Genomic DNA, 17,755 nt, shown 5'->3' with positions numbered 1-17,755 from the left:
AGCGCCGCCGAGGGCGTATTCAGAAACTCACCCGCCCGATCAGCATGTCGCGGTACATGACAAAGTCACCCAGCAGGCTGTACCAGGGATGCTGGAACGTCGCCGGTCGATTCTTTTCAAAGAAAAAGTGGCCGACCCACGCAAAGCCGTAGCCCGCCAGCGGGATCGCCAGCAGCACCCACAGGTTGCCGGACAGCAGCGCATACACAACGATAGCGAGCACCAGGCTGGTGCCTGCAAAGTGAAGCCTCCGGCAAACGGCGTTGCTGTGCTCCGACAGGTAAAAGGGATAAAACTCCCGGAAGCTCGAAAACTCGCTGCTCATTGGTCCAGCGCCTCGCGCAGCGCGTGGGCCACCTGATCGATGCGAAACGGTTTCTGGATGCAGGCGCTGATCAGACCGCGATCCAGCTCCTGCTGCGTAATCATCTGGCCGAAACCGGACATGAGCACCACTGGCAGGTCAGGATTTTCCCGTCGGCAGTGCAAGCCTAAATCGATACCGCTCATGTAGGGCATAGTAAAGTCAGTCAGCAGCGCGTCAAATCCGTCAGGGTCTTCCCGGATCGCCGCCAGCGCCTCGTTGGCAGAGTTGCGGACCGTCACCGAGTAGCCGAGTTTCTGCAGGCCCTCTCCGACCAGGCCGGCGATGGCCGGATCGTCGTCGACAATCAGCACGCTTTCGGTACCGGAGAACACGCGCGCTCGATCGACGGCAACCTGCTCCTCTACCGGCACGTTCTGGTTCGGCAGCAGCACGACAAAGGTGGCGCCTTTGCCCTCCTCTTCCGTCGCCAGCTCAACCTGGCCGCCAAGCTCTTCAACCAGGCCACGCACCACCGACAGACCCAGCCCGGTGCCCTTGCCTTTCGGTTTCGTGGTCCAGAACGGGTCAAAAACATACGAGCGGTCCTGCTGCTTGATGCCGGGCCCATTGTCCTTGACGATCAGCTGCAGCCAGCCCTGATCCTCCCGGCTGACCTCGCTGGCGTTGACCGTCAGTCGCCCCCCCGCAGGCATCGCCTGTACGGCATTGGCGCAAAGATTGGAAAGAATCTGAAAAACGTCTGACGGGTTCGCCTCGATCACGCCACAGTAGCTGTCCACCTGGCTTTCAATTTCCACGTTGGCCGGCGCTGAGGCACGCACAAATTCCAGCGTCTCACGAATAAACGGTGCAGCCAGCAGCGGCTCGCGGTGCTCTGAGCGCTCCCGTCGGGAAAACACCAGCAGCTGCCCAACGAGGGAGCTGGCGCGCTCCGCAGCGGTCACCACGGACCGGAGACGCTCCACGTTTTCCGTTTCGTCGGTCATGGTGGTGAGCACCATATCGGTGTAGGCGAGGATCGGCGTCAACAGGTTATTAAAATCGTGCGCAATGCCGCCGGAAAGCACGGCGAGTGACTCGAGACGCTCAGCTTCGCGAAGGCGCATCTCCTGGGCGCGGGCGAGCGTCACGTCCTGGCCGATCGCCTGATATCCCTGAAGCTCGCCGCTGGCGTTATGAAATCCCCTCAGCGTCCAGCCCACCGTAGCCGACCGTCCGTCTACGCCGACAATCTCGTTCTCGTATGTCTCAACGGGGTGATCAGCACTGATTCGGCGCACCGCCCGGCGCACGATCGCCATCTCCTTATCGCTCAGCAGATCGCGGATGTAATAGTCCTGAACCTGGTTGGGGGAAAACCCAAAAAAATCACAGAGCGACTGGTTAGCAAACTCCAACTGGCCATCGCTATTGGTGCGGAGAATAAATCCTGTGTGGTCTTCGACCACGGCCCGGTATTTGGCTTCCGATTCACGCACCTCGGACTCCATCCGAAGCCGCTCGGATACGTCGTTGACCAGCACCACGAGCAGCTCTTCACCCGACTGCGTGATGGGATTCATCGAGAGGGAGACGGCAAATTGTCGACCACCGCGCGCGCACCCTTCCAGCAGGTGTTCCTCGGCTGCGCCAGGCGGGCCAAACTCTCCCTTCAGTCCCCGGCTGAGTACCCCGCGCTCCGGTTCCATCGCGGCCGGCAGAATTGTCGAAACCTCCCGGCCGAGCAGCCAGGTGCCGTCACAGTCAAAAAGGGCTTTGGAACGGGCGTTGCTACGGACGACAGTGCCCGCCTGGTCGACCACCAGCACGCCAACCGGAATGATCTCGAGCAGCGCTTCGATATGATCCCGGGCCTCGGTCCGTTCCCGCGTGACAAGAGACAGCGCCACCAGATCCGCCACCGAGCTGACAAACGCCTTTTCGTCTTCGGTCCACTCCCGAGGGCGGCCAACGTGTTCGGCACATACGACGCCGCGAACCGTGTCACCCGAGAAGATGGGGGCGTCCAGCATCGCACCAATTCCGGTCGGCTTGAGGTACACCTCTGCCAGCTCGCGCGTCCGCGGGTCGGTGACCGCATCGTCCGCGTCGACGACGCGAGACGTTTCGCACGCGGCAAAGTAAGAGGGGCATTGGGTGCTCAACAGGGGGGCAGCCGTCCGGTGTTCGTCATCCTCAACCATATCGGCACAGCTCAGCACGCGGCGATCGTCGCTGAAGAACCAGATGCCAGCTCGCTGGACGGCGAGATAACGGGCCGTGGCCTCGGTGATTTTCTTTAGCGCAGCGCTGAAATCCGGGTTGGGGTGTCGAAGCGACATGGCCAGATCCAGCAGCACCTGGTTCTGGGTTTTTAAGCTGTCTACGCTGCGTTTTGTCTCTACGGTCAAAGCAAGGCCCTTCCCTGCAGTATACGCATGATCACCTGGCGCTCACTGGGCCGATCGATAGAGAGGGCACCGGCGCGCTGCACTGAAAAGATATGTTATAGCATCGGCACCCCAGCCGATTTTTTGACTGACCGATCGCCGGGGGCGTCGCCGCGCACCGATGCCCCTAAAACGAATACGCAAAAGCGCCCCATTTTCCGACAAATTGGCCGTCTGAGAAGGCGCAGGTGTCGCCAATTGCTGATGCGATATGGATACGGTCATCTCTCTCCCGGGTTTGAGGAGGAGTCCGCCGCCAGGGCCTTCTTCGCGGCTTCCCACAGCTGATCGAGCTGGTCCATGGCGAGGTCATCGAGCGGTTCTGATGCCAGCTGCTCCAGCGTTCGGAAGCGAGCCTCAAATTTCCGGTTGGCCCCACGCAGCGCCCGGCCCGGATCCACCTTTAGGTGTTTGGCGAGAGCAATCGTGGAGAACAGCAGGTCGCCGATTTCCTCCTCACAATGATCGGCATACTCGGGTTCATCCATGGCCTCGGCCAGCTCGCCGACCTCTTCACGGACCTTGTCGAGGACGCCAGCCGCGTCTGGCCAGTCGAAGCCGACGGCCGCGGCGCGGCTGTGCAGCTTCTGCGCTCTCATCCATTCCGGCATGCCGCGCGTGATCCCGGCCAGCGCGGAAGGGTCTTGGTCAGCGCCGCGTTCGGCTTTCTTCATCGCTTCCCAGGCGTTCACCTGGTCATCCGCGGTGGTCACGGTGGCGTCGCCAAACACATGCGGATGGCGTCGCACCATCTTGTCGTTGATCGACCGCGCTACGTCTTCAAAACTGAAGTGCTCAGCCTCGGTCGCCATCTGGGCATGAAAGACCACCTGAAGCAGCAGATCGCCAAGCTCGTCCTTGAGGTCCGTCATATCTTCGCGGGCCACCGCGTCCGCTACTTCGTACGCCTCCTCGATGGTGTACGGGGCAATCGACGCAAAGTCCTGCTTGAGATCCCAGGGGCAGCCGCCCTCCGGGTTACGCAACTGCGCCATAATGCTGAGCAGGCGCTGCATTTCGCTCACTACGTGTCTCCTTGAAATCGAATCCAGATTCTCGCGCCGCCAAGCTCGCTGCGCGCAATGCCGAGCTGCGCACCGTATGAGTCGGTCAATTCGCGAACGACCGCCAGGCCGATCCCGTGCCCGGGAAGCTGCTCGTCACCACGCACGCCGCGCTGCAGCAGCTGCTCGGCCTGATCCTGATCGATGCCGGGGCCATCGTCCTCGATAATCAGCTCAAGACCCGAGCGGGTCTTCCCCGGCAGCGCCTTGGCGGTCAGCAGTACCCGCTTTTGGCACCATTTGAAGGCATTTTCCAGCAGGTTGCCCAGGAGCTCTGCGAGATCACCGGTTTCCCCGTAAAAACGCGCCTGAGGATCGATCGCAAACTCACACTGGATCTGGCGCTCGCGATGCGCCTGCTCCAGCGTCTGCACAACCTCCTCAGCGCGGTCTGCAATCGGAATGGGTCTCGCAAAGGTTTGATGACCGGAGGTTCGCGCCCGCTTCAGCTGATAGCCGACAATGTCGCTCATCCGCCTGACCTGCGACCGCAGCATCTCACCATTGCCGGTTTCCTCGCTGTCCAGCGACGTGCTCATCACCGCCAGCGGCGTCTTCAGGCTGTGCGCCAGGTCAGCGAGCGAATTGCGGAAACGGGCCAGCTGTTTTCTCTCCGAGCTGATAAACGTATTGATGCTGCCGGTTAGTCCGGCCAGCTCCTGGGGATAGTCCCGTTCGATGGCGTCCGCCTCGCCGCGCTGCACCCTCGCAAGATCTGCCGCCACGCTGCGCAGGGGCTTGAGGCTCCAGCCGAGCACCACAGACTGAACCAGCAGCAGCAGGACCGACGCGGCGCCCAGCCAGCCCCAGAGCGATCGACGAAACTCGGCCAGCTGCGCCTCGAAGGCGACGGTGGATTCCGCGGCGGAAAAGGTAAACGGTACGTCCCGACCTTCGGGTGATTCCCAGGCAACGCCGAGGCTCAGCGTGAACACCGGCTCAACCACCGTCATGTTGGGTAGATAAAACTGGGTTTCACCCGTCAGGACGCGCGGCGGCCACTCGAGTTCATGCCCCACCTGGGAGCTGGAGTTCCAGCCGAAGCGTTCACCCGAGACGCGCGCGTACAGCCCGGAGCTGGGGCGGCTCAGCCTGGGTTCGGGGGTGGCGTCCGGGAGCAGCAGGCGGTCATCGGTGTCTAGGTCAGCCGCAACCAGCAGCGTATAGATGACACCCTGCAGACGATCCTGGACCGCGTCACGGGCGCTGTCGGCGTAGGCGCGATCCAGCACCAGCCCGGTCAGCCCGAGGAAGGCTACCAGCGCGATGCTCACGGCCAGGGTCAGTCTGGCGGTCAGCGACAGAGGTCGAGTTCGGCTCATCGGGGATCATCATAGCCCGCGCCGGACGGGGTGCTGAAGCCTGCTGCACTCTTGGAGACCAGCAGACCGCCATCCGCCCCATTAGCTGGTCGCGGGCTCCACCGCCTTAAAGCGGTAGCCGCGCCCGCGCAGCGTTTCGATCGGTTTGACGCTGCCATCGGGGTCCAGCTTCTTGCGCAGCCGCCCGACAAAGACTTCGATGACGTTGCTGTCGCGGTCGAAGTCCTGCTCGTAGATGTGATCGGTCAGCCGGGATTTCGAAATCACCTCGCCGGCATGCATCATCAGATATTCCAGGACCTTATACTCAAAGGACGTCAGCTCCACGGCCTCGCCGTCGAGACTGACCTGCTGCGCGCTGGTATCGAGCGATATCGGCCCGCTCTGCAGCACCGACTGCGCCCAGCCGGCGGCGCGACGAACCAGCGCGTTCAGACGCGCCAGCAGTTCCTCGACGTGAAAAGGTTTGACCAGGTAATCGTCCGCACCGGCACCGAGGCCTTCCACCTTGTCCTGCCACTCCGACCGCGCGGTCAGAATCAAAACGGGGAATCGCTTCTCGGCCTCTCGCCAGCGGGCGATCACCTCCATGCCGCCGAGTTTGGGTAGCCCCAGATCCACCACGGCGACGTCGATCGGATATTCCTGACCCAGGTATAGACCTTCTTCACCGTCAGCCGCGGCGTCGACCGCGTATCCCTCACGCTGCAGCCGCGCGACAAGCGTCTCGCGAAGCGGCTTTTCGTCTTCAATGACCAGAACTCGCAAGGTAATCAGCCCTCCATCGGCAGCAAGCCGGCCGCTATCGTCGCGGCTTCACCGGATTGCCGGCGACCTGCACGTATCTCACCTTGCCATCTTTGGTCAGGACCTTAACGATGTGAATCTGCCGGTTGTTCCGCACTTCGGTGCGAGCCGACAGGACCTTGCCGCCGGTATCACGGCGAACCTTGTTGACCGCCTGCGCCAGGGTCATGGCGCTGGCTGCGGGCACGCCGAGCCCCAGGGCGAGGCCCAAGGTGGCTGCCATCAGCAATTTTCGGCGTCGTGGGTTCATCGACAAATAATATCATTCACAAACGTTGCAGGTACCTGCCACGGGCAGGCGTAACACCAAAGGCCGCACGACCCATTAGCCGGCAGCCCACTCAGGCCCATCACCTTACCAGCGCAAACTTAACGTCGGCTGAACTGCCTTATTGTGACCAGTCGAGCAATCGGGCCTTCAGCGCCGGCAGCGAAGGTTCGATATCCGTTTTGCCCGTCGGTCGCTCCAGCAGAGCGGCGAGCGCCGGCGGGACCTCCACCGGCTGGCCGATCAGCGGCTCTACCGTGCCCTCAAATTTGGCCGCGTGGGCGGTGGCAAGAGCGGTCCAGGACAGCGCCGGATCAACCTTCCTGAACGCCGCCAGGGCCGTGGCGGTGTGGGGACAAATCGCCAGGCCGAGCGAGTCGTGCGTCTCGCGCACCGTCTCGGCAATCGCGTTGTCCTCGAACGCGTAGGCGCTCACCTGCTGATTCAGTTCAGCGTGCTCCGGGTGCAGATGGCGAAGCCGTTCCATGTTGCTGGGGTTGCCTACATCCATCGCGCTGGCGAGCGTAGCCACCGTGTCCTCCGGCTGCCACTGCCCGGATCCGAGGAATCGCGGGATCACGGTGTTCGCGTTGGTCGCCAGCACAATCTGACCGATTGGCATCCCGCAGCGGCGGGCCCAGATGCCGGCCAGCGCGTTACCAAGATTGCCGGTGGGAACAATAAAGTTAGCGTCCTGACCGTGGCGCGCGCGCCACCGCAGACTCGCCGCCGCGTAGTAGCTCATCTGCGGCAGCAGTCGAGCCACGCTGATGCTGTTCGCTGAGGTCAGGGGGCATGCTGCGGTCAGCGCTTCGTCGAGGAATGCCGCTTTGACCAGACGCTGACAGTCGTCGAAAGCACCGCGCACGCGCAGGCTGAGTACGTTGTCGCCCCAGCAGGTCAGCTGATGTTCCTGCCGCGCGGAGACGCCGCCTTCCGGGTAAAGAATGACCACCCTCAGCCCAGCGCGTTCAGCACAGGCCGCGGCCACGGCGCTGCCTGTGTCACCAGAGGTCGCGACCATGACGGTCGGACGCCTGTCGCCGCTCAGGCGGGTCAGGCAAGCGGCCAGAAAACGGGCCCCGATATCTTTGAAGGCCGCGGTGGGACCGTGGAATAGCTCCAGGATCGACAGGCGCTTGTCGCTTGTCTGCAGCAGCGGCACGGGAAAGTTAAGGGCTTCCCGGCAGATGTCCTGAAGGTCACCGGCCAGCTCATCGTCAGCAAAAAACGGGCGGATGAGCTGCTCACCGATCGCCGCAAGGTTCGCCTCGGGATCAAAATCATCAGGCACCAGCGAGGGGAACGCCAGTGGAACGTAGAGGCCGCCATCGGGCGCCAGGCCTTTGAGCACCGCCTCAGCCAGCGGGACTCGTGGACCGCCCCGGGTACTAAAAAACAGCATGGCTAGCCCGCCGCGTCGGTGACCAGCCTCGCGCCCGGGCAGTTCACCGGTGAGCTGAACACGCGCGTTTCCAGGCCCTGCTCGGTAAAGGCTTGCGCCATGGCTTCGCCGCCCACGGTGGCCGCGCTCTCCGCCTGAAACCAGGCAAACACGCTGGGACCGGAACCGGAAATCGAGCAGCCTAGCGCGCCCGCCTCCAGTGCCGCAGCTTTCACCTGCTTAAAACCCGGAATCGAGGCGGCCCGCTGCGGCTCGACCAGCAGGTCCTTGAGGCTGGCGGTGATCACATCAATATTTTTCTCAAAACATCCGGCAACAAACGCGGCCAGATTAGCCGATTGGGCGACCACCAGCTCCCGGGAAAAACCTTTCTTCAGGCTGGCCCGTGCGTTGCGCGTTTGAATCTCGATCTGGGGATGCACCACGATGCAGCGCAGCCTGCTTGGCGCGGGGATGGTCATGGGATAGCGATGCCCGTAGGGCCCGACCATGGCCAGTCCACCGAGCAGCGAGGCGGCCACGTTGTCACCGTGCTCGCTGCCGCTGGCGACCATTTCGCCGGCGAGTGCGTACGGGTAGAGCTGATTGATCGGCAGCGGGATCTTCAGCATCTTGTTGACCGCAACGACCGCTGCCGCTGCGGAGGCGGCTGAGCCTCCGAGTCCGGATCCCAGCGGAATGCCTTTGTCGACGTGGACTTCGAAACCGGAATTGAGCGCCAGGGCGTCGACCATCGCCGCGACCGCTTTGAGCGCCGTATTGCGCTCAACGTCTTCGGGCAGGTCCGGCAGCACGCCGCTCACGCCGGCCAGCCGAACACCCGGCTCTTCAACCTGTCGAATAGTGACCGTGTCACCGACACCCTGCAGGGCATGACCCAGCACGTCGAAGCCCACCGCGACATTGCCGACGCTAGCGGGCGCAAACGCGCAGGTCTCACGGATGTTGCCCAGCGATACGCTTTCACGCTGGCCTTGCTGGTTGGTCATGATTCTCGTTCAGTCCTCAATTTGCCGCAGCGGCGCTACCCGCGGCGCGCCCAGCATAGAGCCCAGGCGCAGCAGGTCCGCAAAGACGCCGGCCGCAGTCACTTCCGGCCCGGCGCCGGGACCGCGAACAATCAGCGGATTGTCGCAGTAGCGATCGGTGACGTACCGCACCACGTTGTCGGTCAGATCGATCCCGGCAAACGGGTGATCCGCCTCCACTTCGGTTAAGCCGACGCTCGCCTTGCCGTCGCTGGTCAAACGCCCGACAAAGCGCAGCCGACGATTCGCCGCGTTGGCCGCTTCGAGCCGGGCAGCCAGCGCCCCGTCGTGCTGCTCAAGTCCGGCCAGAAATTCATCCACCGTGGCTTCTTCCAGCTCAGCCGGCACCAGCGAGCTCACCGTCAGATCTTTCACGTTGAGCTCCATACCGATTTCTCGAGCCAGGATCACCAGTTTCCTGGCCACGTCCGTTCCGGTCAGATCATCCCGCGGATCTGGCTCGGTGTAGCCCTTCTCCCAGGCTTCCCGCACCAGCGCCGAAAAACCCCGGCTCCCGTCGTACATGTTAAACAAATATGCCAGCGTGCCGGAAAAAATTCCTTCGATCATCTGGACCCTGTCACCGGTCTGACGCAGGTCCGACAGCGTTTGCACAACGGGCAGACCGGCACCGACGGTGGTTTCGTAAAGGTATCGACTGCCCGTCAGGTGGCTCGCCGTCAGGAGCTGCCGATAGAGATCGAGATCCCCGGCAGCAGCTTTCTTGTTGGCGGTGATCACGTGAATTCCGCGACCCAGCCAGCGATGGTGCAGGTCGGCGACGGCATCACTCGCGGTACAGTCGATCAACACCGCATGCGGCACGTGATCGGTTTGCACGTGGTCTGCCAATACGTCCAGATCGGTCGCCTCCCCGCTCTCCTCAACCTGCTTCTTCCACGCCTCAAGCTCCAGCCGGCCGTCACCCAGCAGCATCTTCCTGGAGCCAGCGATGGCGCGGATTCGGATGTCGACACTCGACTCAGCCCGCAGCCGCTCGACCTCACGATGAAGCTGGTTCAGCAATGCCCCTCCGACGTTGCCGTGGCCAATAACCCCTACCGAAAGCGTTTGAGCCGACAGGTAAAACGCCGAGTGAACGGCACGAACACCACGCTGCACGTCGGCCTGAGGGATCACAGTTGAGATGTTTCGCTCCGACGATCCCTGGGCGATGGCCCGCACGTTGATCCCCGCGGCGCCCAGCGCGGAAAAGTACCGTGCGGCAATGCCGGGCTGACCGGCCATCGCGTCGCCGACAATCGCCAAGACGCTGTGGCCGGGCTGCGAGCTGATCGTGTTGATCAACCCCTGACGCAGCTCGTCTTCAAATTCTTCCTGCAAAAGTGCGGTGGCGGACCTGAGGGAGCTGCCGGCAACGCCGACACAGATCGAGTGTTCGGACGACGCCTGGCTGATCATGACCACGGAGATATTGCCGCGCTTCAGGGCGCCAAACAGCCGGCGCGCGGTGCCCGGGACACCGATCATCCCGCCACCCTCAACGTTGACCAGGCCCACGTCGTCGATCGCCGAGATGCCTTTGATGCTGAAATCATCGCCATCTTTCAGTCCGATCCGGGTACCCGCACCTTCCGGCGCGAAGGTGTTACGGATGCGAACAGGGATGTCGGCGGCGATCGCCGGGCCCAGAGTCTGTGGATGGATGACCTTGGCGCCGAAGTAGGCGAGCTCCAACGCTTCATCGAATGAGATCGCGCTGAGGACGCGTGCATCGGGGACCAGGCGCGGGTCGGCGCTCATCACGCCATCAACGTCGGTGAAAATGTGAATTTCATCAGCGTCCATGAGACGACCGACGATCGCGGCGGAGAAATCGCTGCCGTTGCGTCCAAGGGTGGTCGTACGCCCGCGGCCCGTGCGGGCGACGTAACCCGGCATCACCCAGATCGCCGGGCGCCGGTCTTCCAGGGTCGAGGTCAGCCCTTCGCGCGAGGCTGTCCAGTCGACGTTTGGCCCCATTTCCCCTTCCGAGACCACAATAAACCGCCGGGCATCAAGCCAGTCTGCGTCCTGGTCCAGCTGCGTGAGATGGGCGGTGAGCAGGCGGGAAGACCACAGCTCCCCCATGCCGGAAACCGTATCGCGAACCGGGCCGTCCGCTGAACGCACAAGCGCAGCGCCTCGCAGCAGATCCGCCAGGTCTGCAAAATCGCTCTCAACTTCCGGCGGCACGGCGCCGGTGAGCGTCGTAAAGGCCTCGCGCTGGCGGTTGCACAGTTGCTCCAGGTCGGCGCTGTAATCCTGCCCTGACTCCGACAGTTCGATCAGCGCAAAGAGCGCGTCGGTCATCCCTTTCATGGCGGACACTACAACAATCAGCGGCGACCCGAGGGCCGCGCTGCAGATATTGGCGACCCGGCGATAGTGGTCGGCGTCTGCAACGCTGCTGCCGCCGAATTTATAGACTCTGGCTTTGATGCCCTTGCTCCCCAGCTTTAGTGTCCTGTCACGTTAATTGGTTGAGTTTCAGCGCGTGTCCACAAGGCCCTGGGGCAAGGCGCGAGCCGCCGGCCAGGGTGGTTCCCTGGCCAAGGCTCGCAACGCCGCTCTTTGCCTTGTGGGACGCGCTGTTCTTCATTTCTTGGGGGAGCCCCCTTGGGCAACCATAACCGCGTTGCATCGCTTGCCAACGGCGTCGGCCATGGTTGGCGCGATGCGCCTTGTTCTTGGCGCCCAACGGGGCTCTGAAATCCAACCAATTCACGTGACAGGACACTAGCTTAAAAGATTTCGCCAATCATGCAGCGCACGCTGCCGCCGGCTCGCTCGAGCTCACTGACGTCAACGCCGGTCACGGTGAAGTCCGCCTGCCGAAACCACGCAGCGCTCGCTTCACTCAGCGCCTCGGCAGCCCGTTTGCTCATCACCACGTCTCCTGGCGTCACCGCCAGACAGTTGGCGGCAAAGTGGTTTTTTTCCGCTTCCGTGAGGTAGTGCACCTGCGCCCCGTAGAGCGCGTCCAGCACTTCGCGCAGCGATTGCTGCGACGCCTCAGGTGCATAGGCAATCGCTCCGCGACCGGCCAACACCGACAACACGACGTTCGTGTGATATTCCTGCGGTTCCAGCGCGAAAAGGAACGTTGCACGCAGACCAAATGCCTCGTGCATGACCGCGGCGCCTGCCGCGTCCGCCCGCTCACTGAGACCGCAAAAACCCACCCGCCGGGCGTGATCGATAATCAGCGAACCGGTCAGCTCCGCGGTGCACTGCGCGCGGTCCAGCTCCACCAGCTCGTAGCCCAGCGTTTGGCAAAAGAACTGCCGGATTCCTGGGTGGGTCGTCTCGCGCTGCCGACCTGGATAATGCATGGCGCCCGTGATCAGCCGGCGCTGGCTGGTGGCGAAGGCGTTGTTGGGAAACACGCTGTCGCCGGCGCCGGCGAGCGGGCTGAAGCTGACCGTCGGCAGGCCGAGATCCCGAAGCGTTTGTGCCAGCTTGCACTGCTGCAGCCAGGCTTCTTCCGATCGGGCCGGTTCGTCGAGATCAAGGTACTGGTTGTCGTCAGCGGTTTCGGTGGCCACCGAGAAGCTGGGGTCGGCCACCAGGAAAGCCGCAGCCGCCGTCGCGGCGGAATAATCCACCGGCGCCTTCAGTGCGCAATCGAGGAACTCGCTGGGGCTTTCGGTCAACATTTTCGGGCAGGGCAAAAGCTTGTAAGTCTAACTCAAAACCGCCTGGCTCAGCGATGAAATTCTGTTCTGGTCATGGGCTCGCCGCGGCGCTCAGGCCGCTTTTCCTGCGGCCCGGTGCACCGCCTCCAGTGCCCCCTCGACGACCCACCAGCCGGCGTCTGCCCGGTGCGCGTTTTCCGACAGGAAACGCCGCCAGTAGCGTCCTCCGGGCTGCCCCTGGAATAGTCCGAGAAGGTGTCGAGTCATGTGCTTCAGCGGCGTCCCGTTTGCAAGCTGCCGCTCGACGTAAGGTCTCAGGCTCCTCAAGACCGCCTCCCGGCTGGCCGGCGGCCGGCCGCCGAGCAGCTTCTCCTCGCACACGGCCAGAAGAAACGGATTCTGATAGGCCGCGCGACCGAGCATGACGCCGTCGACGCGGGCCAGGTGCTGCTCACACTGCTCCACCGTCTCGATTCCGCCGTTGATGACAATCGTGAGCTCGGGGTGTTCCGCCGCCAGTCGATAGACGCGCGGATAGTTGAGCGGCGGGACGGTCCGATTCTCTTTGGGACTCAGTCCTTTCAGCAGCGCCTGACGAGCGTGCACGATTAGCGTTGTGGTGCCGCTGGACACAACGCTCTCAACAAATTGTTCAAGATCGGTGTCCTGGTCCTGCTCATCGACACCGAGGCGGTGTTTCACCGTCACCGGGACGGTCACCGCCTCGCGCATCGCCTCAAGGCAGTCGGCCACCAGCGCAGGCTCGCGCATCAGGCAGGCACCGAAGCGCCCGGTCTGTACGCGGTCACTCGGGCAGCCGACGTTGAGATTGATTTCGTCATAGCCGAACGCTTCACCGATGCTCGCCGACTCGGCGAGCGCCTGAGGGTCTGAACCACCAAGCTGCAGCGCCACCGGGTGTTCGACAGGATCGAACCCGAGCAGCTTTTGGCGATCGCCATGGATCACCGCACCTGTCGTCACCATCTCCGTATACAGGCGGGCTGAAGGCGTCAGCAGCCGATGGAAATAGCGACAGTGGCGATCGGTCCAGTCCATCATCGGGGCGACGCTAACTCGATTGACCCTTGATCTCATTGATTTCATTGACCTTTATCGGGATTCCTCAATTTTCGACTTGTCCAGATTCTGCCCGTTTCTGCCTCATTTACAACGGATTTTAACGGGTCAGTCTTGCGTCGAGGACATTCAATACCACCAGCTTGGGCCAGTGACCATGGAATCAGTGCAATCACGTTCACAAAAAGCCGCTGAAAGTTGAGAACACCCAAAGCATCTAACGAGGCTTGGACGAGTGATCATAGCGTTGGCAAACCCACTAGTTGCATTTCGACCGGCTCACCAACCCGATAGGACCGAGGAATTGCGTAGCGTCAGCTACTTTAAGGTCTCCAATTCCGCGACTCGGGACACCGCACAAAGTGCTCGTTAGTCAACGACGCCGACAATCGTGACTGCAGAACGGATCATGCCCCGCTCCTCTAAAAACGACCGCCTGGGTTTGGAGCGATAGATCGAATCGAAAGAGAGCGCGGTTCCGATCAAGCTTAAGAGCCATGGATATTCGGTTGGTTTTTTCGCAAATGAAAATTTCGATTTTTCACTCGATCGGTAATGAGCTCGCGTAATCCACAGCACGTTAAGTTTCTTATTCAAAATCGCTGACAAAAATGCGATCCCCGATTGCCATAGCTTCGAGTGGGAGGGAGGTATTCCCATCTGCATCGGTTGCGAACACAGAAACCGCAAATGTCGGGGAGTCGATATCAATCTGCCCCAGGATCCCACTCCAAATCCCTGCATCAACCTCACTTAAAGCGATAGTTTCTCGCGCGAATCCTGGCCGTTCAATCACGGCGGTAACCGCTTCGATTAGTCCTGTGCTTGTCACCTCGCTGACGGTCAGCTCGTAGGGTTCATTAGTGACAAAGGGCGGGGCATCAATCGAACCGATCAATGGGGCGTCTCCAGCAAACAAGATGCCTTGCCCGATGGCGTATCTCGAAGATACGAATCCGTCTGCCAGTTCGTTGAAAACTCCGTTCTTATTGTCATCAATCGCAGGCCTTTGGGGAGTCACGCCAAAGTTAATTCCCGATCTCGCGAGTTGGAACGACTGACGAACAGTGGCTCCGTTCAAGGTCTGGTTCCAGAAAAAGTTAGAGAAACTGATCTCAGAGTCTTGCAAGATCGTTGCGGTACGCCCAACGCCGGAGCTGGCGATAACAATCCTGTCGCCGCTAAATGGTGCAAGGTCCTCAACAAACGACACCGCATCATCCGATTCCACAATAATTGTCAACGTGCCGGAGATAAGCCCGTCGATATTCATCAGAAAATTATCGAACGCGGCGGGGCCAAGGCGCTCTTCATTACTCAGTACAAGTTCGCCACCGACTTGCTCGCCAACTAGGTAGAGGGTCAGGTCTTGGGTGTCACTTGTCCCCCAAGACGTGATCGCAAATTCGATATTCGCTAGTGTCGGCATACCATCTGCGCCTGCTATCCCGGCGTTTACCAGGAATTGCACGTCGTCACACGTAGAATCGGGGCATGTATCCCCGTCCGGGCCATAGCCCTGCTGTACCAGTGCTCGCAACGCCAGGTCACCGCTACTGACGTAGGACTCAAATCCTGAGCTTGCCGGTTCGCCACCCGCCACGACAACTGCGCGGCGCCGTAACGGATTTCCCACTGTCACGGTCGTTGCCATAGGCACCGTAGTCGATCCGAGACTATCACTCGCGCAGATGGCGACCTGCCACGTTCCCACCTCACTGAAACCATCAAACGTTCCCTCGTAGTGTCCGCCGCCACTCGACTGAAGATCCACTGTGGGAAGGTCCTGAATCGGGTTGTCCGGAGAGCCCGGATTAAAACCCGGAGGACGTAGCACGGCCCAGACACGTCCAATGCCGTCTTCATCGATCACATTATTTGCCCGAAGGGTTGCTGAGTTCGTGCCCAGAATACTCTGGTCTGGACTTACCGAGCCAATACTTGGCGCATCACCAATGTTGGCGGTACCGTTTCCGATCAAAAAAAAGTTCTCTACAGCGGCCAAGTCTGACGATGAATTAGTCTGACCATCCCCGTCAGCCTCCAGCTGCGGAATTTGGCTCGCAAAGACGCCCGTTGTCGCAACTGACGCCAGCGAGAACGCATCGCCCAAAGACAATCCGTTAAAAATATGCGTCCAGAAAAAGTTGGAAAAAGACAAAGCTCCCTGGCTAACAAAATAAGCATTTTCAAGACCAGACGCAGACGTAATGATTACTCTGTTATGCGATGGTGCTGCAAGTTCGTCCTGGAACGAACCAGATTGGCACGCATCGTAGATGACAGTTATCCGACTACCCGGGTTAGCTTGCTGCCAAGTATCAATCCAGCCAGCAAGTTCTGCCGCGCTCACCGTTTCCGTACCAGAAATTCGAAACACATCGTCGCCGCCGTGATCGACGAGGTACAGAACGAGATTCTGCGTCCCTGCCGCAAACCCGGTCATCCCATCGAGCCCGCTGCCCAGCAAGGCTTCCCGCAATGATGCTCTTGTGGCGTTGGCGTCAACGTCATCTGCGACGCCGTTTTGGTCTAGGTCAAGATCTGTGTCGGCGGACAAGTACTCGATGGTCTCGCGGTTCAATCCTTGATAGGCCAAAGCGCGGTAAGCAAAGCTAGCGTTAGCCTGTGTCGCCGGCCAAAGTGCGTTACCCGGATAGGGGCCTCCACCCGCGACGATAATCGCTCGCGTGTCGTTAATGGCAGTGGTTAATTCAAATTTTTGTACACGATTCAACCCCGCGTCAACAACAAACAACGTGTCTCCGGAAGTTGCGGCGCTAACAGGCGCGCCGCTGAACAAGCTGACACCCGTGCCCCGCCCGCCTAGTGCTGACTGCAGATTTCCGAACTCGTCCCAGACCTCGATCGTCTCACGCTGTGTAGAAAAGTTCGTAGTGATGACCCGCTCTTGGTCATCAACGGTAATGGCCACCGGATTGCCAACTGCCCACTGCCGAATCGTATTAAGCGAGGCATCAAGAACAACAACCTCGGCGGAAGTCGTAAGAACGTAGACCTGTCCCGAAGGACCGACCGCAACTCCAATTGGATCGCGCGGCAGCGCCTCACTGGCAAGCGCTACTCCAACATCCGAGTACTGCCGAACGAGACCCGAGACATTGGTGACACGTTCTGCGACGTAGATTGAGGTGCCATCAGGACTGAGAGCGAGCCCCCTCGGGAATTGAGAGGTGGCGGTCGGGAAACTCGCAATTTCATTTCCAGAGTCGTCGAAGCGGCGGATTTGTTGGGAGTCAACTGTGAAAACTGAACCGTCTGGATGTGCTGCGACATTCCCAGACTGAGCTGTCCCAAAGTCGCCCAGATAGGCGCCTTGCGGATCGAAGATTCGGATGCCGCCATTGTCGGGAACAAGGAGATTGCCAGCTGAGTTGATGTCGATTTGTCCGGGTGAATCGATCCTGCCTGGTACTAGGGCACCGCCAGGGAAGATGCCTGAGCTGGTAAACCTGCTGACTATCGCACCGCTAGCATCACGCGTTTCCACAAAATCAAAGCCTCCAACAACGAAACCACCTGAAGGGTCTTCGGCAATCGCAAATACGTTGAAGTCGCTTGAAGGAATGCTGCCCATCGGTACCCCATCCAGGTCATAGAGGTAGGCTGTGAGACCCGAGGCTACATACAGTTGATCGCCAAGTAGGGCCAAGCTCGCTGGTCCTGAGCCGGGCACAGACCATTCGGCAACTAGCGTCCCGTCGGTCGTAAATTTCTTTACCGTGTCATTAAAATCCTCACCCACAAAAACAAACCCCTCGGCACTGTAAGCCAGCGGCGCCCGCACTTCGCATCCACAGCTGATTGGCGGCGACGAGTAAATCTCCCAGGCGGTGTTTAGCAAGTCGCCATTTAAAGAAAACGTTTGAACGCGAGGCGGCAAACTTGCTCTGCCATCAGAGACATAAACCACACCATTTTGACGATCAATCGCTAAACCTCTTGGCGAGCGAAATTGGCCTGGCCCGGAACCTAGCGTGCCCCAGGAATTTAACAACTCTCCATCGGGTGAGTAGACTCGAACGCTGCGCGGGCTGGGACTGGCATTCCCTGCAGCATACAAATTACCGTTGGGTCCAAGCTCGATGGCGTGTGGCGTGAAATCGGTCCAGCGCGAAATGACCTGACCGTTGCGCGATAGCCTGTAGATCCCGACGCCGCTCCGGTCTCCGGCGTAGATGCTCCCATCCAGTGCGACCGCCATATCCTCGATCTGCAGGAAATACCACGGCTGAGGAAGCACGGGGAAAAAACGCTCAAAGCGATATTGGATTTCGCCGGACTGTGCCACAGGTAGTCTCAGACCCAATACCAAGATCATGGATATTAGGCAAAGCTTCATACGACTTTCCCCCGTAAATCTCA

General features: G+C 60.7%; 12 protein-coding genes. All 12 read right to left on the bottom strand.

Going from position 1 to position 17,755, the window contains the following annotated elements:
* Window positions 1-19 precede the first annotated feature (19 nt).
* Window positions 20-325, bottom strand: coding sequence for a DUF962 domain-containing protein (locus AAF358_20895; GenBank protein MEM7708022.1), 306 nt, complete (start codon window positions 323-325; stop codon window positions 20-22).
* Window positions 322-2,718 carry an ATP-binding protein gene (locus AAF358_20890; protein ID MEM7708021.1) on the bottom strand — a complete coding sequence of 799 codons (2,397 nt, stop codon included), beginning with the start codon at window positions 2,716-2,718 and terminating at the stop codon, window positions 322-324. The genes AAF358_20895 and AAF358_20890 overlap by 4 nt, the downstream gene beginning before the upstream one ends.
* Before the next feature lie 260 nt (window positions 2,719-2,978).
* Window positions 2,979-3,773, bottom strand: coding sequence for a nucleoside triphosphate pyrophosphohydrolase (gene mazG / locus AAF358_20885; protein MEM7708020.1), 795 nt, complete (start codon window positions 3,771-3,773; stop codon window positions 2,979-2,981).
* Between the two features lie 8 nt (window positions 3,774-3,781).
* Window positions 3,782-5,143: an ATP-binding protein gene (locus tag AAF358_20880; GenBank protein ID MEM7708019.1), complete on the bottom strand. Its 1,362-nt coding sequence runs from the start codon at window positions 5,141-5,143 to the stop codon at window positions 3,782-3,784.
* Between the two features lie 81 nt (window positions 5,144-5,224).
* Window positions 5,225-5,911, bottom strand: coding sequence for a response regulator transcription factor (locus tag AAF358_20875; GenBank protein ID MEM7708018.1), 687 nt, complete (start codon window positions 5,909-5,911; stop codon window positions 5,225-5,227).
* Between the two features lie 34 nt (window positions 5,912-5,945).
* On the bottom strand, window positions 5,946-6,173 hold the full coding sequence (locus tag AAF358_20870) for a hypothetical protein (protein MEM7708017.1): 228 nt from the start codon (window positions 6,171-6,173) through the stop codon (window positions 5,946-5,948).
* 166 nt (window positions 6,174-6,339) lie between these two features.
* Window positions 6,340-7,623 carry a threonine synthase gene (gene thrC / locus AAF358_20865; GenBank protein MEM7708016.1) on the bottom strand — a complete coding sequence of 428 codons (1,284 nt, stop codon included), beginning with the start codon at window positions 7,621-7,623 and terminating at the stop codon, window positions 6,340-6,342.
* 2 nt (window positions 7,624-7,625) lie between these two features.
* Window positions 7,626-8,612 (bottom strand): homoserine kinase, encoded by a 987-nt coding sequence (locus AAF358_20860; GenBank protein MEM7708015.1) that lies wholly within the window; start codon window positions 8,610-8,612, stop codon window positions 7,626-7,628.
* Window positions 8,613-8,621: 9 nt separating this feature from the next.
* A complete protein-coding gene (thrA, locus tag AAF358_20855) occupies window positions 8,622-11,093 on the bottom strand; it encodes a bifunctional aspartate kinase/homoserine dehydrogenase I (protein MEM7708014.1) in 2,472 nt (823 codons plus the stop codon).
* 302 nt (window positions 11,094-11,395) lie between these two features.
* Window positions 11,396-12,259 (bottom strand): arginine deiminase-related protein, encoded by an 864-nt coding sequence (locus AAF358_20850; protein MEM7708013.1) that lies wholly within the window; start codon window positions 12,257-12,259, stop codon window positions 11,396-11,398.
* 141 nt (window positions 12,260-12,400) lie between these two features.
* A complete protein-coding gene (gene dusA / locus AAF358_20845; protein MEM7708012.1) occupies window positions 12,401-13,387 on the bottom strand; it encodes a tRNA dihydrouridine(20/20a) synthase DusA in 987 nt (328 codons plus the stop codon).
* A gap of 571 nt (window positions 13,388-13,958) precedes the next feature.
* Window positions 13,959-17,732 carry a C13 family peptidase gene (locus tag AAF358_20840; GenBank protein MEM7708011.1) on the bottom strand — a complete coding sequence of 1,258 codons (3,774 nt, stop codon included), beginning with the start codon at window positions 17,730-17,732 and terminating at the stop codon, window positions 13,959-13,961.
* Between the last annotated feature and the right edge of the window lie 23 nt (window positions 17,733-17,755).

This window comes from Pseudomonadota bacterium, assembly GCA_039033415.1.
Classification (GTDB): Bacteria; Pseudomonadota; Gammaproteobacteria; order Xanthomonadales; family SZUA-38; genus JANQOZ01.
This window is presented reverse-complemented; position numbering and strand designations above follow the sequence as displayed.

Coding starts and splice junctions, on each gene's coding strand:
- AAF358_20840 (MEM7708011.1), bottom strand. CDS start 17,732: ATGAAGCTTTGCCTAATATCCATGATCTTGGTATTGGGTCTGAGACTA.
- AAF358_20860 (MEM7708015.1), bottom strand. CDS start 8,612: ATGACCAACCAGCAAGGCCAGCGTGAAAGCGTATCGCTGGGCAACATC.
- AAF358_20880 (MEM7708019.1), bottom strand. CDS start 5,143: ATGAGCCGAACTCGACCTCTGTCGCTGACCGCCAGACTGACCCTGGCC.
- thrC (MEM7708016.1), bottom strand. CDS start 7,623: ATGCTGTTTTTTAGTACCCGGGGCGGTCCACGAGTCCCGCTGGCTGAG.
- AAF358_20870 (MEM7708017.1), bottom strand. CDS start 6,173: ATGGCAGCCACCTTGGGCCTCGCCCTGGGGCTCGGCGTGCCCGCAGCC.
- dusA (MEM7708012.1), bottom strand. CDS start 13,387: ATGAGATCAAGGGTCAATCGAGTTAGCGTCGCCCCGATGATGGACTGG.
- mazG (MEM7708020.1), bottom strand. CDS start 3,773: ATGCAGCGCCTGCTCAGCATTATGGCGCAGTTGCGTAACCCGGAGGGC.
- AAF358_20895 (MEM7708022.1), bottom strand. CDS start 325: ATGAGCAGCGAGTTTTCGAGCTTCCGGGAGTTTTATCCCTTTTACCTG.